The 20,890-nt window shown below is 69.3% G+C and carries 19 protein-coding genes and 1 pseudogene; 9 read left to right on the forward strand and 11 right to left on the reverse strand.

Going from position 1 to position 20,890, the window contains the following annotated elements:
* Positions 1-241: 241 nt before the first annotated feature.
* The 3 genes from kdpB (at position 242) to EF918_RS09265 (ending at position 4,849) form a co-directional block, all read left to right on the forward strand.
* On the forward strand, positions 242-2,392 hold the full coding sequence (gene kdpB / locus EF918_RS09255) for a potassium-transporting ATPase subunit KdpB (protein WP_125643615.1): 2,151 nt from the start codon (positions 242-244) through the stop codon (positions 2,390-2,392).
* Between the two features lie 269 nt (positions 2,393-2,661).
* On the forward strand, positions 2,662-4,599 hold the full coding sequence (locus EF918_RS09260) for an APC family permease (protein WP_125643617.1): 1,938 nt from the start codon (positions 2,662-2,664) through the stop codon (positions 4,597-4,599).
* A gap of 76 nt (positions 4,600-4,675) precedes the next feature.
* Complete coding sequence (locus EF918_RS09265) at positions 4,676-4,849, forward strand: hypothetical protein (RefSeq protein ID WP_260610008.1); 174 nt, start codon at positions 4,676-4,678, stop codon at positions 4,847-4,849.
* Between the two features lie 44 nt (positions 4,850-4,893).
* On the opposite strand, the gene lysA is transcribed toward EF918_RS09265, so the two are convergent.
* Positions 4,894-6,228 carry a diaminopimelate decarboxylase gene (lysA, locus tag EF918_RS09270; RefSeq protein WP_125643621.1) on the reverse strand — a complete coding sequence of 445 codons (1,335 nt, stop codon included), beginning with the start codon at positions 6,226-6,228 and terminating at the stop codon, positions 4,894-4,896.
* 14 nt (positions 6,229-6,242) lie between these two features.
* Positions 6,243-6,596, reverse strand: coding sequence for an SAV_915 family protein (locus EF918_RS09275; protein WP_125643624.1), 354 nt, complete (start codon positions 6,594-6,596; stop codon positions 6,243-6,245).
* A 256-nt stretch (positions 6,597-6,852) separates the two neighbouring features.
* Between EF918_RS09275 and EF918_RS09280 the strand changes: the two genes are divergently transcribed.
* From EF918_RS09280 to EF918_RS09305, 6 genes are all read left to right on the forward strand, one after another.
* Complete coding sequence (locus EF918_RS09280; protein WP_125643626.1) at positions 6,853-7,401, forward strand: universal stress protein; 549 nt, start codon at positions 6,853-6,855, stop codon at positions 7,399-7,401.
* Between the two features lie 168 nt (positions 7,402-7,569).
* Complete coding sequence (locus tag EF918_RS09285) at positions 7,570-7,902, forward strand: PadR family transcriptional regulator (protein WP_125643628.1); 333 nt, start codon at positions 7,570-7,572, stop codon at positions 7,900-7,902.
* A 2-nt stretch (positions 7,903-7,904) separates the two neighbouring features.
* Positions 7,905-8,294 carry a DUF1048 domain-containing protein gene (locus tag EF918_RS09290; RefSeq protein WP_125643646.1) on the forward strand — a complete coding sequence of 130 codons (390 nt, stop codon included), beginning with the start codon at positions 7,905-7,907 and terminating at the stop codon, positions 8,292-8,294.
* Positions 8,295-8,448: 154 nt separating this feature from the next.
* On the forward strand, positions 8,449-9,684 hold the full coding sequence (locus EF918_RS09295; protein ID WP_125643648.1) for a serine hydrolase: 1,236 nt from the start codon (positions 8,449-8,451) through the stop codon (positions 9,682-9,684).
* A gap of 214 nt (positions 9,685-9,898) precedes the next feature.
* Positions 9,899-11,212: a hypothetical protein gene (locus tag EF918_RS09300; protein ID WP_125643630.1), complete on the forward strand. Its 1,314-nt coding sequence runs from the start codon at positions 9,899-9,901 to the stop codon at positions 11,210-11,212.
* A 77-nt stretch (positions 11,213-11,289) separates the two neighbouring features.
* Positions 11,290-12,162 carry an endonuclease NucS domain-containing protein gene (locus tag EF918_RS09305; RefSeq protein ID WP_125643650.1) on the forward strand — a complete coding sequence of 291 codons (873 nt, stop codon included), beginning with the start codon at positions 11,290-11,292 and terminating at the stop codon, positions 12,160-12,162.
* 66 nt (positions 12,163-12,228) lie between these two features.
* On the opposite strand, the gene EF918_RS09310 is transcribed toward EF918_RS09305, so the two are convergent.
* The 9 genes and pseudogenes from EF918_RS09310 to EF918_RS36860 form a co-directional block, all read right to left on the reverse strand.
* Entirely contained in the window at positions 12,229-13,806 is a 1,578-nt protein-coding gene (locus EF918_RS09310) for a hypothetical protein (protein WP_125643632.1), read from the reverse strand.
* A 305-nt stretch (positions 13,807-14,111) separates the two neighbouring features.
* Positions 14,112-15,254 (reverse strand): DnaB-like helicase N-terminal domain-containing protein, encoded by a 1,143-nt coding sequence (locus EF918_RS09315; protein WP_260610009.1) that lies wholly within the window; start codon positions 15,252-15,254, stop codon positions 14,112-14,114.
* The gene (locus EF918_RS09320; RefSeq protein WP_125643634.1) at positions 15,251-16,471 is read right to left on the reverse strand and encodes a DNA cytosine methyltransferase; all 1,221 of its coding nucleotides are present in this window, start codon (positions 16,469-16,471) and stop codon (positions 15,251-15,253) included. The genes EF918_RS09315 and EF918_RS09320 overlap by 4 nt, the downstream gene beginning before the upstream one ends.
* The gene (locus EF918_RS09325; protein ID WP_125643636.1) at positions 16,468-18,273 is read right to left on the reverse strand and encodes a type IV secretory system conjugative DNA transfer family protein; all 1,806 of its coding nucleotides are present in this window, start codon (positions 18,271-18,273) and stop codon (positions 16,468-16,470) included. Before EF918_RS09325 ends, EF918_RS09320 begins: the two co-directional genes overlap by 4 nt.
* Before the next feature lie 42 nt (positions 18,274-18,315).
* The gene (locus EF918_RS09330; RefSeq protein WP_260610010.1) at positions 18,316-18,969 is read right to left on the reverse strand and encodes a DUF317 domain-containing protein; all 654 of its coding nucleotides are present in this window, start codon (positions 18,967-18,969) and stop codon (positions 18,316-18,318) included.
* Positions 18,970-19,107: 138 nt separating this feature from the next.
* Positions 19,108-19,887 carry a DUF317 domain-containing protein gene (locus EF918_RS09335; RefSeq protein ID WP_125643641.1) on the reverse strand — a complete coding sequence of 260 codons (780 nt, stop codon included), beginning with the start codon at positions 19,885-19,887 and terminating at the stop codon, positions 19,108-19,110.
* Positions 19,884-20,267, reverse strand: coding sequence for a hypothetical protein (locus tag EF918_RS09340; RefSeq protein WP_125643643.1), 384 nt, complete (start codon positions 20,265-20,267; stop codon positions 19,884-19,886). Before EF918_RS09340 ends, EF918_RS09335 begins: the two co-directional genes overlap by 4 nt.
* Before the next feature lie 38 nt (positions 20,268-20,305).
* Positions 20,306-20,539, reverse strand: a complete 234-nt coding sequence (locus EF918_RS09345; protein WP_125643645.1) for a hypothetical protein — start codon at positions 20,537-20,539, stop codon at positions 20,306-20,308.
* A pseudogene (locus EF918_RS36860) lies at positions 20,536-20,890 on the reverse strand (hypothetical protein); the annotation flags it as partial. The pseudogene EF918_RS36860 and the gene EF918_RS09345, both read right to left, overlap by 4 nt.

A 20,890-nucleotide genomic window follows, 5' to 3' on the forward strand; every position in this document is an offset into this window, starting at 1 on the left:
ACGGCGGCTTGACGCATCTCGTGCGCCGCCATCAAGAAGGTGCCAATTCCCACGCCCACATGGGCATTTCCAATGGAACGGGCAGTAGTTTCCTGCCTGTTGCGCCGCCGGGGACCTCGAATACTCACATGACGGCCGAGGGGGTCCATGGAGACAGTCCCCGGCGGCGACACCTTCCTCCGCACCCCGGGGCCACGCGCCGCCGGGGCTGCCACGCCTCAACCCCATCCAGAAGGTATTCATGCCTCCCGCCGCCGCGCAGCACGTTCCTCCGGGTCTTGGGACCCCTCCGCGGACTCCGATCAACCGACCGTCCCGGAAGCGCTCCGGCCAGGTGAACCTGGTGGACCCCGAGCTCCTGGCCGCCTCTGCACGCGAGGCCGTCGGCAAGCTCCACCCGCGCGAGCTGGTCAAGAAGCCGGTGCTGTTCGTCGTCGCCGTCGGATCCGTGCTGACGACGCTCTCGGCGCTCATCCACCCGTCCGTGTTCACCTGGGTGATCAGCGTCTGGCTCTGGCTGACCGTGCTCTTCGCCAACCTGGCCGAGGCCGTGGCCGAAGGCCGGGGCCGCGCCCAGGCGGAGTCGCTGCGCAAGGCCCGGACGGACACGGTCGCCGTGCGGCTGAACCACTGGACGTACGGCGCGAACCTGCGGCACGCGGAGACCGAGGTGGTCACGCCCGCCGAGCTCCAGCCCTTCGACTTCGTCGTCGTCGAGGCCGGCGAGCTGATCCCGGCCGACGGCGACGTGGTCGACGGCGCCGCGATGGTGGACGAGTCGGCCGTCACCGGTGAATCGGCCCCCGTCCTGCGTGAAGCCGGCGGCGACCGGTCCGGGGTCACCGGCGGTACGACCGTGCTGTCCGACTCGGTCGTCGTACGGGTCACCTCGCGCCCGGGGCACAGCTTCATCGACCGGATGATCGCCCTGGTCGAAGGCGCCACCCGGCAGAAGACCCCGAACGAGATCGCGCTCAACATCCTGCTGGCCGCCCTGACCGTCATCTTCATCCTGGTGGTCGTCGCCATCCAGCCGATGGCCGACTACGCCCACGCCGCACAGTCCACGACCGTCCTGGTCGCCCTCCTCGTCACCCTCATCCCCACCACCATCGGCGCCCTCCTGTCGGCCATCGGCATCGCGGGCATGGACCGGCTCGTCCAGCGCAACGTCATCGCGATGAGCGGCCGCGCCGTCGAGGCCGCCGGAGACGTGAACACCCTGCTGCTCGACAAGACCGGCACCATCACCCTCGGCAACCGCGAGGCCGCGGCCTTCATCCCGCTGCCCGGCGTGGACCACCTCAAGGTCGCGGAGGCGGCCCAGCTGTCCTCGCTCGCCGACGAGACGCCCGAGGGCCGCTCCGTCGTCGCTCTCGCCCACCAGTACGGACTACAGCCGGCCGCCGTGGGGGACCTCAGCAATCCGCGGTTCACCGAGTTCAGCGCCCGCACCCGCATGAGCGGCATCAACCTGAGCTGGGACAACGGGGCCGGCTGCGCCATCCGCAAGGGTGCGACGGCTCAGGTCTGCGACTGGGTCACGATGCGCGGCGGCACCGTACCGCCGGAAGCCGAGGCGTGGTCGGCCACCGTGTCGGAGTCTGGAGGCACTCCTCTGCTGGTGGCGGTCCACGACTGGGACGGCCCGAGGGTGCTCGGCATCATCCACCTCAAGGACGTCGTCAAGGAAGGCATCCGCGAGCGCTTCGCGGAGCTACGCAGCATGGGCATCCGCACGGTCATGGTGACCGGGGACAACGAACTGACGGCCCGCGCCATCGCCGCCGAGGCCGGAGTCGACGAGTACCTCGCCGAAGCCACCCCCGAGGACAAGCTCGCCCTCATCAAGCGGGAGCAGGCGGGCGGCAAACTCGTCGCGATGACCGGCGACGGAACGAACGACGCGCCCGCGCTCGCCCAGGCGGATGTCGGCGTGGCGATGAACACGGGTACATCGGCGGCCAAGGAGGCCGGGAACATGGTCGACCTGGACTCGAACCCGACCAAGCTGATCGAGATCGTCGAGATCGGCAAGCAGCTCCTCATCACCCGAGGCGCCCTGACGACCTTCTCCATCACCAACGACGTCGCGAAGTACTTCGCGATCATCCCGGCCATGTTCACGGCGGCCTACCCGGGACTCGAAGCCCTGAACATCATGGGTCTGAGCAGCCCGACCTCGGCCATCACCTCGGCGATCATCTTCAACGCGCTGATCATCATCGCCCTCATCCCGCTCGCGCTACGCGGCGTCCGCTACAAGCCGGCGTCCGCACACGACCTGCTGCGCCGCAACCTCCGCGTCTACGGTCTGGGCGGCCTGGTCCTGCCCTTCGTCGGCATCAAGCTCATCGACCTGCTGGTGTCCACCATCCCCGGCCTCGGCTGACATCAGTAGGGGCGCCGGACCACGGCCGTACGAGGCCAGCCAGCGTTGATCCACACTCCGCTGGTTCCCCTGCGGGGGCGGCCCCCGTCCGGGCCGCCCCCGCTCCTTCGTCGTGTGCGAGTGCATCCACTACGCCACAGGGGGCGCTGTTTGCGTTAAGGACGCGTCAGGATTCGCTCGCTTGCGTGCATGAGTGATCAGTCTGCGTACGCTTGCTCAGCCGTCGATGCCGATGGCTGATTCTTTGCCGTACGACAGGAGCCCCCACGATGGCCACCCCTGCCCGCTCTTCGCGCCTGCGCGCGTGGATGCTGGAAGGCCTGACCGCCGAGACGAGTTCGCCCGCCGCCAAGGAGGCGGCAGCCCAGCCGCACGGTCGGCCGTGGTGGCGGGTCATGTGCCTGACGGGCCTGGACTACTTCTCCACCCTCGGCTATCAGCCCGGTATCGCGTTCCTCGCGGCAGGTCTGCTGTCGCCGCTGGCGACCATCGTGCTCGTGCTGCTGACCCTCTTCGGCGCGCTGCCCGTCTACCGGCGGGTGGCGGAGGAGAGCCCGCACGGCGAGGGCTCCATTGCCATGCTGGAGAAGCTGCTGTCGTTCTGGAAGGGCAAGCTGTTCGTCCTGACCCTGCTCGGGTTCGCGGCGACCGACTTCCTCATCACCATCACCCTCTCGGCCGCCGACGCGACCGCGCACATGGTGGAGAACCCGCATCTCACCAGCACCCTGCACGGTCACGAGGTGCTGATCACCCTGATCCTGATCGCGCTGCTCGGCGGGGTCTTCCTGAAGGGCTTCAGCGAGGCCATCGGTGTGGCCGTGGTCCTGGTGGCCACCTATCTCGGCCTGAACGTGGTCGTCGTGGCGGTCGGGCTGTGGCACGTGTTCACCGCACCGCAGGTCATCACGGACTGGACGGCCGCGCTGACCGCCGAGCACGGCAACGTCTTCATGATGATCGCCATCGCGCTCGTCGTGTTCCCGAAGCTCGCGCTGGGCCTGTCCGGCTTCGAGACCGGTGTGGCGGTCATGCCGCACGTCCAGGGTGACCCCGCGGACAGCGAGGAGAAGCCCGCCGGCCGGATCCGCGGCGCGAAGAAGCTGCTGACCACGGCCGCCGTGATCATGAGTGTCTTCCTGATCTGCTCCAGTCTGATCACCACGCTGCTGATCCCGGCCGCCCAGTTCGAGCCCGGCGGCGAGGCCAACGGCCGTGCCCTCGCGTACCTGGCCCACGAGTACCTGGGCTCCGCCTTCGGCACCGTCTACGACGTCTCCACGATCCTGATCCTGTGGTTCGCGGGCGCCTCGGCGATGGCGGGCCTGCTGAACCTGATGCCGCGCTACCTGCCCCGTTACGGCATGGCCCCGCAGTGGGCCCGCGCCCTGCGCCCGATGGTCATCGTGTTCACCCTCGTCGCGTTCCTCGTCACCTGGATCTTCAACGCCGACGTCGACGCCCAGGGCGGCGCGTACGCCACTGGTGTCCTGGTCCTGATCACCTCCGCGGCGGTCGCCGTGACCATCGCGGCCCGGCGTGCCGGGGAACGCGGCTGGACCATCGGCTTCGGGATCATCTCGGCCGTCTTCATCTACACCACGGCCGTCAACGTCGTGGAGCGGCCGGACGGTGTGAAGATCGGCGCCTGCTTCATCGGCGGCATCATGGCGCTCTCCCTGCTCTCGCGCCTGGCCCGGGTCTTCGAGCTGCGCGTCACGGACATCGAGTTCGACGACATGGCGCAGCGGTTCATCCGCGACACCTCCAACCGCACGATCCGCTTCATCGCCAACGAGCCGGACAGCCGGGACCTCGAGGAGTACCGGCAGAAGAAGGCGCAGATCCGCGCGGACAACGACATCCCGGCAGAGGACGACGTGATGTTCGTCGAGGTCACCGTCCTGGACGCCTCCGAATTCGAATCCGGCATGCGGGTGCGCGGCGAGGTGCTCCACGACCGCTACCGCGTCCTGACCCTGGAGAGCTCCAGCATCCCCAACGCGCTCGCCGCCCTCCTGCTCCACGTACGCGACGAGACCGGCCAACGCCCGCACATCTACTTCGAGTGGACCGAAGGCAACCCCATGGCCAACTTCTTCCGCTTCTTCCTCTTCGGCCAGGGCGAGGTCGCCCCCGTCACCCGCGAGGTCATCCGGGAAGCGGAACCCGACCGCTCCCGCCGCCCCCACGTCCACGCGGGCTGAGCTTTTCGCATCAAGGCGCCGACAGGAATCCCGCTGGACCCTCGCCATGGAGAAGTTCCAGCGGGATTCTCGTACCGTGACCACTCGCTCGCTCGCCGACCGCGGAATCCGCACGACCGTAATCGCCCTCGGGGCAGCCGGACTGACCGTCATCGCCGCCGGCGCCGTCCTCGACGTCCTGTGGCTGCTCGGGATCGGGGTCTGGGGCGTCATCGCCGCGATGGTGCTCGAGCTCGTCTACCGGCCTTAGCCCAGCACCCTGCTGCAGGCTCCGCCGGATCGACCGAGGCAGCTCTACCCGCCGATGTCCCGGCTGCGGAAGTCCTCGAGAGTCTCGCGCCGGACCAGAACCCGGGCCGAGCCCTCGTGGACGGCGATGACCGCGGGCCGGCCCACGAGGTTGTAGCCGGAGGCCATGGACAGCTGGTAGGCGCCGGCCACCGGGACGGTGAACAGGTCCCCGGGGCGGATGTCGCCCGGCAGTTCCACATCGGCCGCGAGGATGTCGCCGGCCTCGCAGTGCCGGCCGACCACCGTGGCCGTACGGGGGCCCGCCGTCGACGCGCGGCCGACGAGACGGGGCGCGTAGCGCACCCCGTAGAGGGCCGGACGCGGGTTGTCGCTCATTCCCCCGTCGACGGCGACGAAGATCGTCTCGCTGGTGTGCTTGACGGCGAGCACCCGGTACAGGGCGACTCCGGCCGGCCCCACGATGGCCCGCCCGGGTTCGACGGCGAGCCGGGGTACGGCCAGCCCCGCGGCAGCGCAGCCTTCGACGAGCTCGGCGCGCATCCTGCGCGCGAGTGCCGTGAGGTCGAGAGCGGGCTCGCCGGGACGGTAGGCGATGCCGTGGCCGCCGCCCATGTCGAGCTCGGCCAGGACGACCCCGTGGGCGTCACGGACACGGGCCATCAGCCCGACCATGCGGCGCAGGGCGACCAGATAGGGCTTCACGTCGGTGATCTGGGATCCGATGTGGCAGTGCAGTCCGCTGAGTTCAAGCTGCGGCTGGCTGAGTACCCGGGTGATGGCGTGCTGTGCGCCCCCGTCGGTGAGGGAAAGACCGAACTTCTGGTCGTCGGTACCGGTACGGATCTTGTCGTGACCGCCGGCCGAGACGCCCGGCACCACCCGCACCATCACCTTCTGGCGCCCGTCGGGCCCGACGGCGGCAGCGATCCGGGCGATCTCCGACGGGCTGTCGATGACGATCCGCCCCACGCCGAGGCGCAGCGCGGCTTCCAGGTCACGGGGCGACTTGGCGTTGCCGTGCAGAACGATGTGCTCGGGAGGGAATCCGGCGGTGACGGCGAGTTCCAGCTCGCCAGCGGAACACACGTCCAGGCCCAGCCCCTCTTCGCGCACCCAGCGGACCATGGCGCGGGACAGGAAGGCCTTGGCGGCGTAGAGGACGTCGGCTTCGGGGAAAGCGTCCCGGTAGGTTCGACAGCGCTCGCGGACCTCGCCCTCGTCCAGGACGTAGGCCGGAGTGTCGAACCGCTCGGCGATCTCCGTCAGCGGCACTCCGCCGACGGCCAGCCCACCGTGCGCCGACCGAGTCGTGGATGCCGGCCAGATCGACAGATCATCCGCACGGGCCCGTACCTCCGACAGAACGGCCGTCGCCATCGTGTGATCGCCCATCAGGCGATCCGGGCCGCGATCGGGGATGCCTGGGGCAGCGGCGTCGTGACCGGAGGCACCGCACCGACCGCTGGTGCGCTGAACGTCGGGTCCACGGTCAACAGAGTCACGCCGAGCGGCTCTGCCATCGAACGCAACGCGGACTCGGAGAGCCGGATCCACGGCTGCTCGGCGCCGAGTGTGGCGGCGAGACGGTCCGGGCTGGTGAAGGCGACGCTGGTGCGCGCTCCCAGCGGGGTGCGGAACAGGCGCACCACAACCTCTGCTCCTCCCGACCGGACCGGCACACACAGGGGCCCGGCCGGGATCCGTTCTTCAGGCTCGGGGTCGTCGTCGTACTGGAACAAGCACATGGGGCCCTCCCTGAGGAACCACGAGTCGGCAGGTGACGCCCCGGGTGCGAGGAGGCAGTCCGGGGCGTGACATCGAAGCTATCCCCGCATCCCTGCGCCTACGGCAGCCCCGTAACGAGACTCTTACGGAGGCGGGCCAAGTCCTGACGGATCACTGACGTGGGAGCGGGAGGGCATCAGAGACCCGTCATAGTTACGGATCTCCGCGCTAGAAGGCCATCAACACCCACACCTCATCCTCCGCCGAGGCCTTTCTATGGGGACCGTCGAACGAGACGAGAGGGAAGAGGCCTTGCGAAGAGTCGTGGTCGGCGTGACCGGAACTCCAGGGAATCTGGCCGCGCTGCATCGGGCCGCGGCGGAAGCCCGCGTGCGCGGTGCGGAGCTGTTGGCCGTCCTGGCCTGGCAGTCGCCCGGTGGCGAACTCGGAAGCCGCCACAGCCTCGGCCCCTCTGCCCTTGCGCATTGCCGCGCAGCGGCTGTCGAGAGACTCCGCGAAACCCTCGATACGGCCTTCGGGGCCGTGAAACCCGGTGTCGCCCTCGAGGGGCTCACGGTACGGGGGACTCCGGGCGCAGCGCTCGTCGACGTCGCCCGCGACACGGAGGACCTCCTCGTGGTCGGCACGGGATCCCGCACGCTGGTGCGCCGCCTCGTCCGCCCCTCGGTCGCCCGGTACTGCCTGGCCCACGCCTCCTGCCCTGTTCTGGCGGTTCCTCCCTCTCCGCTCAAAGCCGAGCTGGAAGCCGTGCACCGTCGCAACGCCTGGAGAGTTCCGCTGGACCTGCGGGAGCTGACTCCATAAGGCACCTGATCTGGCAGGGCAGTTGTTCCAGCGGGGGTTCCGGAGAGGGGAGTGCGGGCCGCTTCCTGCCGAACAACCCCAGCTATTCTGTGTTGCTGAGTACCGGTAGTCAGTGTTACGTTGTACTGGTACTCAATAGCGCTGACTAGCTAGGGGAGGGGGTGCTCCGTGGCCAAGCTGCTGACGGAGATGCTCAAGGGCACGCTCGAGGGCATCATTCTCGCGTCCCTGTCCGGCCGGCCCGCCTACGGCTACGAGATCACGGCACGGCTGCGGGAGCAGGGCTTCTCGGACATCGCCGAAGGAACCGTCTATGCACTGCTCATCAGGATGGAGAAGCGCGGTCTCGTCGACGTGGAGAAGGTCCCCTCCGAGAAGGGGCCGCCCCGCAAGGTGCACTCCCTCAACGCCCAGGGGCGGGAGTACCTCGAAGAGTTCTGGAGGACGTGGAGCTTCCTCGCGGAACGACTGGAACAGCTCCGCGAACGGGGAGGCGAGTGACCATGTCCGATGGCGAAAAGACCGGCTTCATATCGAAGATGATCGGGCCCAAGAAGCGCTGGAGGGCGTACAAGTCCCGCGTCAAGGAGCTTCCCGAGAATTACCGCACGGCGGTCGAGGCGATCGAGCGGTACCTGATGCACTTCGTGCCGATCGACGCAGACAGCAACGCTTCGACGTTCGAAGACCTCGCCGACCTGTTCGAGCAGGCTGCGGCGGATGGCACACCGATCCGCGAGATCGTCGGGGAGGACCCGGTGGAGTTCGCCGAGGCGTTCGCCCAGAACTACACCGAGGGCGGCTACGTCCCCGCCCGCGCACGGAAGCTGCTGACCGACGACATCGAGCGTGCCGCCGGTGCTCAGGCCGGAACGGACGACAAGACGGTCTGATCGCACCTCAACACAACGCCCCGCCCAGGGGGCGAGCACCGCGTTCATCGCCCTTCTGCACAGCGCGGCCGGCGGGGTCATGCCCTGCCGGCCGTCTCTCGCCGCATGCCCGCGGCACCTTCGCAACTGACCACTGCGTACAAGGAGATTCATGATGGGAAACAGCAACAAGGTGTTATCCGAGGCAGGTCTGCGCCGCCTGCGCGAGGTGCTGGAGGCGCATGTCGAGTCGAGGAAAATCCCCGGACTCGTCGCCCTGGTAGGCCGGGGCGGAGAGACCCACGTCGAGGCGATCGGGACGATGCGCCACGACGGCGGTGCGCCGATGCGCCGGGACACCATCTTCCGGATGGCCTCGACGACCAAACCCGTCGCGGTCGCCGCGACCATGGTCCTGCTGGACGAGTGTCGACTGCGGTTTGACGAACCGATAGACCGATGGCTGCCGGAACTGGCCGACAGGCGGGTGCTCAAACGCCCCGACGGCCCGCTGGACGACACCGTGCCGGCCCGGCGACCGATCACCGTACGGGACCTGCTCTCCTCCACCTGCGGGCTCGGGCTGGACATGACGGCGACGGGCTCCCCGATGATGACCGCGTACTTCGAGCGGAAGGTCTACGGCGAGAATGGATGGATGCTGCCGGCGGTGGAGCCGGACGAGTGGATGCGCCGCCTCGGCACGCTTCCGCTGATGTACCAGCCCGGGGAGCGGTGGCTGTACAACGTCAGCGACGACGTGCTCGGCGTGCTGGTGGCCAGGGTCACCGGCCAGTCGTTCGAAGCGTTCCTGCGCGAGCGCATCTTCGATCCGCTGGGCATGAAGGACACCGGCTTCCACGTGCCCGCCGACAAGATCGACCGGCTGCCGCCGCTGTACGCCCCCGACCCGCAGACCGGGGAGTTCACCGTGGAGGACCCGGCCGAGGGGGGACACCACAGCCAGCCCCCGGCGTTCCAGTCGGGCGGCGGCGGACTCGACTCCACCGTCGACGACTACCACGCCTACTTCCGGATGCTGCTCAACCACGGGATGCACGGCACCGGACGGATCCTGTCCCGGCCCGCCGTCGAGCTGATGACCACCAACCGCCTCACGACCGAGCAGCAGGCCGCCCTGCAGACCTGGGCTCGCAGCGTCGTCCACCTGTCACACGGTCAAGGCCAAACGGGTGGCTGGGGCTTCGGGATGACGGTGCGCACCTACCGGGGCGACTACGCGCCCATCGGCCAGTTCGGCTGGGACGGCGGAGCCGGCACCACGACGTACGCCGAGCCCCGCAACCAGCTCGTCGGCATCCTGCTCACCCAGACCGGGATGTCCACACCGGACTCGGCGCGGGCCATGCAGGACTTCTGGACCACCCTCTACCAGGTAATCGACGACTGACCCGGCTGCCCCATCAAGGTCGATCGGGTAGGCGGCCCTGGGACGGACTGCGGCCTTAGGCGCTTCTGATCCGCTGCACGGCCGCCTCAAGGCATCGCTGCCCCATTCGGTGTTCGACGTCGCAGAGCACCCGGCGCTATGGCAACGGGGGACGCCGGCTTTCCTTGGGGGAGGGCGGGTGAAAGTGTCATCCCGATGGCGTTGAATGGCTGCCATGGCCGAAAGTACCCGTGCGCGTTTGTGGCGTTACAGCCGAGACGGTGACGACCCCAATGAGCTGACACTCATCGTTGAGACGGCGAACGGGCCGTACGTGCGGCGGATACGTCCCGCGCTGCCCCTTCCGCTGGACGTCGACCATGGTCCAGGTGCAGAGCAGGCTGCCCACCAAGCAGCGGCAATGTGGGGGCTGCCGGACTTCGTCTTCCAGCAGGCCGAGCACGCTCGGAAGGGCTCCGGGCAGCGCGAGCTGGGAGACCGATTGCTAGTCGCCGGACGGCGTGGCGCAGTGGTGCAGGTCAAGGCACGTACGGTCGCGCCCAAGTCGGATGTGGAGGAGATCGGCTGGATCCAGAAAGTGGCGGCCAAGGCCGTGCGCCAGGCGAAGGGAACGGTGCGGCAGCTGCGGCTCAAGCCGGCTGACATGGTCAACGGCCGTGGTCGGACGCTAGGCATCGACGGCAACGAGATCGAGTGGATCGCGGTGTTCCTCCTGGACCACCCGGACGTGCCGAAGCAGATGGTGCCCTCATGGGAAGACCCGGGCATGCCGTCCATTGCACTGACGCGCCGGGACTGGGACTTCCTCTTCAACCAGCTGCGTTCGACTACCGCCGTGCTCGACTATCTCTTCCGTGTTGCCGCTGAACCCGCGATCGCGCTGGGTGACGAACCCGTGCGTTACTACGAGTTCGCGGCTGCCGACGAGGCGGCACCGCCCACCACGGTGGACGCTGACTTGGTCGGTCCGGGTGGCGTCCTGCACTCGACCCCGCTCCTGCCTCAGGAGCCGGTCGGCGGAGCTGGTATCCGTGCCCATCGCGTCATTCGCCTGGTGCTCGAGGACGTTTCTACGAGCCCCTTGCCAGCGCACGCGAGCGAGGCGGACCGCCACACCTTTCTCTCAGACCTCGACAGTCTTCCGGTGGGGGTCCGAGAGGAGTGGGGGCAACTGCTGCTCGACATGCTCTCCGACGTCGTCCAGACGCCGGAAGAGGAGACGAAGTGGCGCATCCGGCGCCAGCTGAACGCCGAGACCACCCGGCACGCCATCTACGCCTGCGCCACCCGCTTCAACGAGACGGTCCAATCGGGCTTCTCCGGATACGTACGGCTGCGCCATCACGAGGTGTCCGGGCGTACGGGCAGACCTGAGGAGCTCGTCACCATCGGGGTGATGCTGACACCCAACACCACGGGTGCCCGCCCGTGGGATACGACCATGGTCCGCACGTACGGGGAGAGCGACCTGACCGAAGAGGAGTTCGAGGTGTTGGGGCGGCTCTGGAACCGTGCACCCGCTGGGTGAGACAGCAGACCGCCGTCCAGCAGGGTCCGGAAATACTCCCGCGCCTCTTGGTGTTAGGCCAGGTCCACGAGGGGGAGGTGTCCGGACTGAAGCTGTTCAGCACCGGAAGCGGCGTGAGGGAGATCGCGCCACGGCTGGCTGAGGTAGAGGCCGACGTGCAGGCTCTGATCGAGGCGCACATGGAGGTCATGCTGGGGGTGCGGTTCTTGGCGAGCGAGTACGAATTCCCCGGGGGCCGGATCGATTCCCTGGGGCTCGACGAGAACAATGCGCCTGTCGTCGTCGAGTACAAGCGGGGCACGCACGCCGGCGTGATCAACCAAGGCCTGTACTACCTGGCCTGGGTGATGGACCACCGTGACTTCTTCCGGGAGCTGGTGAAGGACAGGCTCGGCTCAGAGCCCGCGTCGCGGCTGCTGTGGAGCGGGACACGGCTGATCTGCGTAGCCGGTGACTACACCCGCTACGACATTCACGCTCTGCGCGAGTACCGGCGCAGCATCGACCTCGTTCGCTACCGCTACTTCGGGGTGCATCACGTGGCTCTTGAGACAGTGGCTTCGGCGGCCGGCCCTGCATCGCCGCGAAGGCCGGGCAGCCGTCGCACCGCGCCCGTGCGGCAGCGGCGCACGGCAGCGATGATGGAGCTCCACGCCGCGGTGGACGAGTTGTTGCTCGGCTTGGGTGATGGCGTCATCAAGGTCGAGAACAAGACGTACACGGCGTACCAGCGGCTTCGGAACTTCGCCTGCATGTGCCCACCGCAGAAGGAGAAGGTCCTCGTCTATCTCAAGACAGACCCGAACAGTGTGGACCTCGTCCCGGGTCTGACCCGGGACGTAACGGGTCTTGGGCACCACGGCACCGGCGATCTGGAGCTACAGCTTCGTTCCGAGCGGGACCTGGCTCGGGCAGCGGAGTACTTCCGCCACAGTTACGCCACAGCCTGACGAAGCCATGCCGGGTGCATGTACCCGTGTCGGCTTGGTCCAAGACCTGTCGGGGAAGGTGGGCTGCTATGTGCCGCGCTGGAGGGTGGCCAGGTTTGCTCCGGGTTCGGGACCAGGCGTGAGGGTGATCCGCCAGCCGTCTGCAGTGCGTTCGTGGCTGGAGACGAAGAGCGGCGGCATCGTTCTTACTACAGGTCCGATGGGAACACTCTGGCCGAAGATCTCCACCTCGTATTCCGGGTGGCTCTCGCGCAGCCGGACCGGATGGTCCCCTGCGAGGAGCCCTCGCACGAATGTGGTGTTGTCGGCCTCCATGGTCGCCGAGGAGACCACTTCCTCGACCGTCCCGCCCGTCAGGAGGGTATGCGCTTCCCGTACGGTGAGAAGGTCCCCAGTGCTCGGATCCTTGGGTACCAGAAGGGTGGTCACCGCCAAGCGCTCGATGGCGACGAGTTGTTCGAGCAGGTGCAGGACCGGTACCGAGCCACCTTGCCGGGGCGAGATGCGGAAGGGCGCGGGGTCGTTCACGGGGTGGCCTGCAAGGGTCATGTGCAGGTTCGTACCTGGTTCTGCCTGGGATGCGAACTGCACTACGTCCAGCCACTGCGCAGGGCGCAGGTGTTCGGGCACCTCCACATCGATCTTGATGGACGACTCTCGCGTAGTGCGGTCCACACGGAGTCGGCAGGTGACGGCTCCGCTCGGGTCAGTTCCCGTTAGCGTTCCGCCATCGGTGCCTGAGCGGATGGACGTCATGTGCAGGCCAAGGGCGGCCAGACGTCTGCCTGCCTGGTCGGTGACGATCAACTGAGCTGGGAGGTCGCGGGGCTCAGGGACCGCCTCGACGCGCACCCGGTCGGAACTCGTCGGTGGTAGCAGTGAGGCAGGGCCGGACAGATGCAGGAAGCCTGTAGGCAGCTCGATGGGATCGCCGTACCTCCGGCAGCGCTCGAAGTCCGAGACTGCGCGCCGGCCTTCCGGGGTGTCAGGGTCGGTGAAGCTGAGTGCGATGTGGAGCGGCTGGTCGCGGTCGGCGCCCGGATAGGCAGGGAGAACTTCCGTTCCCGTGTGCTGTCCGGGGCCGGCGGTGATCCGGAAGTTGTAGTGCGGGTCCAGCTCGGCCAAGCGATCGCACAGCTGTCGTAGCCGTGTGGCGGCATCGGCTGCGGTGGCGACCGGGGCGATGTTCCTCCGGGCGATCTCCTGGAGCAGGTGCCCGAGCTCTGCCTGATGGTCGGCGAAGTAGAACCGACGCACGGCCGGGTGCTCGACAAGCCGGGCCTTGATCCATGTCGCCCCTCGCCATGAGAGAGGGAAGGGGAACTTCGGCTGGAGGCTGTCAAACCACTCCAGCTCCGCCGGGTTGAGATCGATTGGCACGACGACGTCCCAGCTGACGGGCCGGAGCAGGGCAGCGCGCGTCAGGGACCGCTCGACCTTGGCTCGTCGGCCCTTCGTCATCCTGCCGATGAAGGACTTCATCTCGAAGACGTGCAGCCCGCCAGCGTCGGTGAACTGGGCGTCTCGACCTCCGTCGCCGCCGACTCCGTCCACGCGGAGGAGCGTCGGATGCATGCAGCTGAGGAGCACGGCGATCGCCTGCTCGAAAGCCATCGGATCGTTCGGCCACTGGACGTCACCCACGCGTGTCCCCCTCCTGTGCCAGACGTCAATCTGGTACCACCTCGACGGTAGCGTGAGCCGCTGACACTGCCGCCGACTACGCTCTGTGCGACGTAGCCACGGGCGTCACCACCTCCCCGGAGCGGTGATGGCGAGTGAGGGCCGGTGTACGGCTGGCTCGGTACGAGTGCACCGGATCCAGGTGGCGGAGTCGTCGCTGCGCTCGTTGGCCCGGACGTCGTCGCGAGGACGGCGTGGTAGTGATCCAGGCGGAGGCCATAGGGGGTACGGAGGCACGCAGGGCTTTCGGCTGGGGTTGGACGTGGTCATCGGCCGGGTCGGGCGGGGGCGCGCGGTCCAGGGCCAGCCCGCGCGGCCGGGCGGACGCTGGTGACAGGGGAAGGCCGCGAGACGGCGGGCCGCCGAGGCGGGGGAGTGCGGGGGAGGGAGCCGGTGGCCTCGTGCCAGCGGCGCCGGACTGCGGAGAGGGCGGAAAGGGTTCGGCGGCTGCCGATGACCAGCTGGTGGACGGTGGTGGCTTCGTCCGCCGTGAGCGCTGCGATCCGGTCAGCCACGGCGACCGCTTGCCGGAGGAGAGCGCGTTGAAGGACCTTCTGACCCCAGTGCTCCGGCGCTCCCACAGGGCAGGTGAGCAGGTCGAGGATTTCGGCGGGGCCGGGGCCGTCGCGTAGCAGACCCGTCTGCTGAGCCTCCCAGAGCAGGGTGATGGGGTCCACGGGCGCACCACTGAGGGCGAGGGCAGTCAGGCTGGTGAAGAGCGCGGCGTGCAAGGGGTTCGTGAAATCGCCTTCGTGGAGCCACCGCATCCGCAGCAGCTCGTCAGGGTGGGCGGTGACCGTGGCCAAGAGCATTCGCTCGTCGTCCTCCGCCTCGGCTGATGGCTCGGCCGTCGGCCTGCGCGCCGCAGGAGTCCGGGGCATCGATCCGGGGTGGGAGGGGAAGGCGGTGACGAGCTCGTCGAGGTGTGTGGCGAGCTCGTCGCTCCGGGTGAGGACGGCCTCGGCCGGGTCGGGGCCCGGTGCGCGGGCGGCCTGGGCGAGGAGACCGGCATGCCGGCGCAGAACGCGGCGGGCGTGTCCGGAGCGGACCATCTGCGCGTAGGCAGGGGCGTGGGCGTCGGTGGGGCAGACGCTGATGAGGGTGTGTAGGTAGGACGCCGTCAGGGCTCGGGCCTGGGGCTGGGCCGCGTCGAGGAGCTGGTTCGGCCACACCGGGCTGGTGCGGTGTACCTCGGGTGCGGGCGGGGACACCGTGCGCATCGCCGCGAACAGGGCGCTGTGCGCGGTGTTGGCGAAGTGCTCGGGCTCGAGGGGCCCGATGGTCTTGAGCCGTTCGGGAACCAGGAGCAGGGCCCCGAGCAGGGCCTGTTCGGCGTAGTGGACCACCGGCGGCGCCGGGTACGGCAGCAGATCCTCGTCGGCTTCGGTACGTGTGGGGTCGGGCATCATGCCGCCAGGACGAAGTCGTCGCGGCTGATGACGCGTTCGATGTGGGGCGCGATCAAGTGGGCCGCGAGCAAAGGGGGAACAGCGTTCCCGATCTGGGAGAAGCGCTGCCCTTTGTTGCCCTGCCAGGGGTATGCCGACGGGAAGGACTGCAGGATCCCTGCCTCCTCGGCGGTGATCCGGATCGCCGGCGGCGCCGGCTCCTCGGGGCCTGTCGTGGTCCAGACGCACTCATTGGCGCGGTTGCGGAAGAACAAGGTGGCGGCCGGTTCGGTCACGGGCCGGATGGCCGCGTTCGCCTGGCTGTTGCTGCGCAGGACCCAGCCCTGCCCGCTGGCGCACCGCGGCGTCCGCTGAGATTCCTCCGTGCAATTGCAGGGAGCTCCAGCAGTGGGGTTCTGGCCACGGAGCGGGGGGTTCTTCCACGCGCCGCGGTCGCGGGAGTCGGAGAGGGTCTTGCGGGAGCCGGAGGGGAAGGGCTCCGGTCCGCCTCCGGGGCCGCCGCCGGCGCACACCGTGGGGACGGGCCCGTCTGTGCGGCCCCAGCCCAGGGCTTCGGCCATGGACACCCAGGTCCGGCGGCCGGGCCCGAAGAAGGTTTCCGGCTCGCCGAACTTGGCGTGCGTCGGCTCGGGCGGCGCCGCCGCGCGGGTGCGGGAGGCGATCAGGATCGCCCGACGCCGGGTCTGCGGGACGCCGTAGTCGGCGGCGTTGAGGATGCCGCTCCAGGTGGAGAACCCCCAGGAGCGGAGCACGGCAGCATACTGCTTCCACAAGGGCGCGACGTCGGGTACCTCCTCCATCAGCACCCATTCCGGCTCGCCGGCCTGGTGCAGAGCATGGAGGTAGCGCATCGGCTCGGCGGCCAGCAGCGACCGCTGGTCCTGGCAGGCGGTGAGCAACTGTTCCCGGGTGTCCCGGCCGACGGCCAGGTCCGCGACGGCCTGGTGGACGAGCGGCTGGTCGATCAAGCCGAGGCGTTTGCCTGCCATGCTCCAGGCCTGGCAGGGCGGGCTCGCTATCAGTCCGCGGGTCCGGCCCACGAAGGGCCGAACGGGGTAGAGGGCGACGTCGGTGCGGATCGTGGTCTGTCCAGCCGCCGCCCGCGTCTTGCAGGCCCATTCGTCCCACTCCAGGCCGACGTCGCGTACGCCCAGGACGTGCAGGGCGTGCCCCCACCCGCCCGGTCCGGCGAAGAGGTCCATGATCAGGTCGCTCATGTTGCCAGCCCGAAGCTGTCCTGATGCGGCACGGTCGGCGTCATCGCGGCCTTGGCGATGGCCCGGGTGGTGATGGCGTCGGAGGCAGCCTTGGAAGCGGCGGCCAGCTCTGCGGCACCCGGTTCGAGGTACCAGGGGCGAAGGTCGAGCATGGCGGCGCGCAGACCGGTCGCGAAGAGGAGGGCGGTGCCCTTGGGCAGGGCACGGATCCGGTCCGCGGGCAGGATCCGCTCCTGCCGCATGCTGATCGAGGTGGACTTGCCCGAGTCCGAGATGCTGGTGGACTTCGTCTCGACGTCGTGGTCGCCGATCAGCCGGGAGAGCTTGTCCGCGAAGTCGGGGTCGTCGATGCCGGACCCGATGACCTTGATGGTGGCCGCGGACCACATGGCGTCCATGCTTGCGTCGCCCCAGACCTTCTGGCCCTGCCTGTAGGACTGCAAGATCGTTATCGGGATGATTCCGCGCGAGCCCAGGTGCGAGTACAGATCGGGGAGGTCGCTGATCTTGCACACGTTCGCGGCCTCGTCGAGGATCGCGAGCATGGGCGGGTCGAGGCGTCCGCCCGTCCGTTCGGCGCGGGCGGTCGCGGCCCGCATCACCGAGTCGGCGCATGCTGCGATGAGTGCGGAGGCTCCGCCGCCACCGTCCTTGGAGAGAAGGAACAGCGTGTCGGTGGAGGCCACGAACTCGGCCGGCCGGAACTCCGGTACGTCCTTCTGCGGGGTGACCCAGGCTGCGATGTCGGAGCTGAGCAGGGCCGACGCGTACTGCCTCGCGGTCTCGTAGATGCCGTCCCGGGTCTCCGGCGGGCCTTCGACCGTACCCTTCAACTGGGCTGCGACGGAGGTGAATCCGTGGTCGCGCAGGATATCGAGCGGTCGGCGGTCTGCGGGGAAGGCCAGCCACTGCATCACGTCCGTGATCGGGCGGTTGTCGAGGGCTGCGGCCAGGAACAGCTGCGACAAGATGTTGGATCCGGCCTTGGACCAGAAGTCGCCCTGCTGGGAGGCGTCCACGGATGCGGCGAGGAAGTGGCAGGCGAGCCGGTTCGCGCCCTCCAGGGACTTGGCGTCCGCAAGGGGGTTCCACCACATGGTGCGGGGTGCGTGGGCGATCTGCTGGGGGTCCATCGACCACACCCGCCCCACCTGGCTGCGGGCGTCGAAGCAGGTCGTATAGGCGTCACCGGCGGCCTTGTTGCTGGTCAGGAGAACGGCGCCGGGCGCGGCCAGGATGGAGGGGATCGCCAGCGAGGTGGTCTTCCCAGAGCGCGGTGCCATGATCGCCACCGCTACGTCCTCGTACCCCATCCGGACTTCGGTGCGGCTTCCCTGGAGGTTGCCGAGGAGGATTCCGGTGTCGGAGGCCGCGATTCGGTCGGCGTCCTTCAGACTGGGGCGCAGGGAGCGGGCCTTCGCGGTGATCGCGTTGGCCAGGAGCGGCTCGATGTCCCTGACCTTGGCGGTGCCCTGGACCCGGCGCTTGTTCTTCCCGCCGAAGGTGTCCTTGTGGCGGCTCCACCACACGCCGCCGACGGTGGCGAGGGCGATCAGGGCGAGCACGGGAAGGGCGCGGGCGCCGAGGAGCAGGGACGTTTGTCCCATGCTGGGCCAGAGCTGGTCGGGGCGTATGAGAGCGTCGGCGGGTCGGTAGCCGGCCCAGGGATGCGCGGTGAGCAGGGCGGTGAGGTTCCCGCCGAGCCAGGCGAGATGGGAGAGGGGGATGGCGACGGCGAAGACCCCGATGAGGAGCTTGAAGGCTATGTCGTAGCCGTCGGAAGAGGAGCTGGACTGGGACAAGGGCGCGCTGTTCCGTGAAGGGGGTGGGGAAGCGAAGGGGAGTCAGCGGGTGCGGCGGGGCAGTGGCCCGCCGGGAGGCTGCGGCGGTGGCGGCGTGCCTGTGCGTTGGGTGGCGAGACGGTCGACCCGGTCCCGCAGGGCGGACTCGGCCTGATGGGCCGGAACACGTTCGGGGGCGATGGGGACGCTGTAGCGAAGGAAAGGGGCCATCCCCTTCTCGTCTCGCAGCAACGGCTCGGTGGAGACCAGGCCGGCGAGGACGGCGGTGGCCAGATGGGGCGGGGTGTGGTCGGAGAAATACGCCCGCCAGGCCGTACGGGCGGTCGGCTCGGAAGCCCAGGGGCCGTCGTGGGCTGCCGTGACCTCGACGTTCATCGCGCCGAGCGGGTGCCGGGAGACGGTGACGAATCCGTCCGGGGAGGAGATCTGGTGGTCGAGGACGGTGTGCTTCCAACCGGCGTGCTCCAGGACCTGCATCGGATCGGCGGGGCTGTCGGCCGCGCTGGTGGTGAGGGCGTCGGTCACGGCGGCGACGATCTCGGCCGGGGTCCGGGCGCCGAAGCGCATGGTCCACGCCTTCTCGGTGCTGCCTCCGGCGTGGTGCAGGGTCCACCAGTGGTCGTCCGGGTCGGGTGAGAGCAGCAGGTCGACCTGGCGGTCGCGGCGCGTGAGCCGTACGACTGGACTGAGGGGGATGTGGGCCGGCTGCCAGCAGCGGGGCGGTCACCCACCGCGGATCCCCGCCGCCGGCCAGGTAGCGGGGAGCGACCTGTGCCAGCGCCACCGGTTTGTCGGCCCCGCTCACTGCTGTGGGCTGTCCGCCACGGGGGTGGTTCATCGGGTCCTCGCGTAGCCGGGCACCTGGGCGCCGGTACGGACGCGGGAGGAGACCCAGTTGCGGCTCCAGGCCGCAGCCCGGGCGGTGGAGAGGCGGGCCTGCTGCCAGGCGCCGAGCTGGTCGGGCAGGACGGAGACGGAGGTGACGCGGATGCGCCTGCTGAGCGGGACGTGCCCGAGCGGGCGCATCACCGGCTCCGGGTCGGCCAGGGCCGTGGTCAGGGACTGCACCAGGTGCAGCGGGGTGCTCGCGGTGGCGTGAGCGTTCCATACGGGCCCGTGCTCGTTTCGGGCGCCGACCCACCAGTGGTTCTGGCTGCCGTCACCGCCGGGTTGGACGTACTGGACGACGGCGTGCCGGTCGGGGCTCTGGGCGACGAAGTACTCGTCCTGCTGCATGCTCCACGACTTATCGGTGAGCGGCGCCCACACGTTCGGGGCGTGAGCCGAGCGCGGCTTGGTCAGCGCATCGGTCAGGCCCGCCACGATCTCCACCGGCGTCTGCGGGGACAGGGCCACCTGCCAGGGCGGCTGATGTCCGTGCGCGGCCCCGTGGACCTGCCAGCCGCCCGGCGGCTGGTAGGCCACGCGCACCATCTGGTCGGGCGAGTCGAAGGCGAGCATCGTGTCGGACTGGCGGGCGATGTCCTTCCAGCCCGACGCGCGCAGGAACTCGCCGACGTGGCGCAGGTCTCCGCCGCCGGCCAGGTAGCGGGGCTCGACCAGGTAGTGCTGCTGGGCCTGGCCCCAGCCGGTCCACTGCTGTCTCTTGCTCAACGGTGCCTCCCACGCGCCACCAGGGGGTTGGCCTGCGTGGCGGCCGGGGAGGCTGTGGTCAGGGAATGGCGCGAGGTGATCTCCTCGAAGACTTCCTGGCGTTCGTCCAGGTCGAGGGCGAGGTCGTGCAGGGTGTTGGCGGTGCGCCCGAGTGCCAGCCACATCTCCGCGGGGAAGACGCCCCTCTGGGCATGGTGCTTGGTGACGTAGGTGCCAGTGCCGACCAGGGCCGTCAGCCGGCCGAGGATGCCGTCCTCGGCGTCCAGGACCTGCTTGAGGATCTGCGCGGCCTGCTGGGGCCCGGCCTGGGACAGGTGTGCAGAGAGCTGGTCGAGCTGGCGGGTGATGCTCTCGGTGAGCGCGGTGGCAGGTGGGGTCATGGGCGGTCCAGGGGGATGTGCCGTACCCCCGACGGTGGTCAGCGGGTGTGGCGGTGGATGGGGGCGGCCGGCGGGTCCGCGCGCGTCTGCGGTGCAAGGCGGGGCCGGTCGGGGCCGGCGGCCTTGACGACGGCGGTGCGCAGGTAGCGGCGCAGCAGGAAACGGGCGAGCCGCGGGCGGCTGGCGGCGCTGAGCGGTGGGACGCGCTGCCGGTGGCCGGTGCTGTCGGCGGCCAGCTGGGCGTGGGTGGGACGGTGCTGTGGATGGGTCACCGCGTGCGGGCGGTGGTTGGGGCGCCGGGCAGCGGAGTGGGCAGCGCGACCTCCGTGGCAGGGCGGGCGGCGGTGCGCAGCACGGTGGCGATACCGAGGCTGCCGAGGCGGGCGCCGGCCGCCTGGACGGCGTGGGCCTGGGCGCGGGTGTCGTCCCCGGCGAGCACATACGCGCTTGCCGAGCTGTTCCAAGCGAAGCCTTCGCCGACCAGGGCTTCGGCTGCGGGCCGGGCGGTGGTGACGGCCGCCAAGGAACCGTCCTCGAGCCAGGTCATCACCACCTGCTGCGGCTGAGCGCCGGGGGCGGGCTGCTGGACGCTACCGTGGGCCGGCTCCGGCCCGCAGTTGGGC

Origin of the sequence: Streptomyces sp. WAC06614, assembly GCF_003949795.1 — a bacterium.
Taxonomy (GTDB): domain Bacteria; phylum Actinomycetota; class Actinomycetes; order Streptomycetales; family Streptomycetaceae; genus Streptomyces.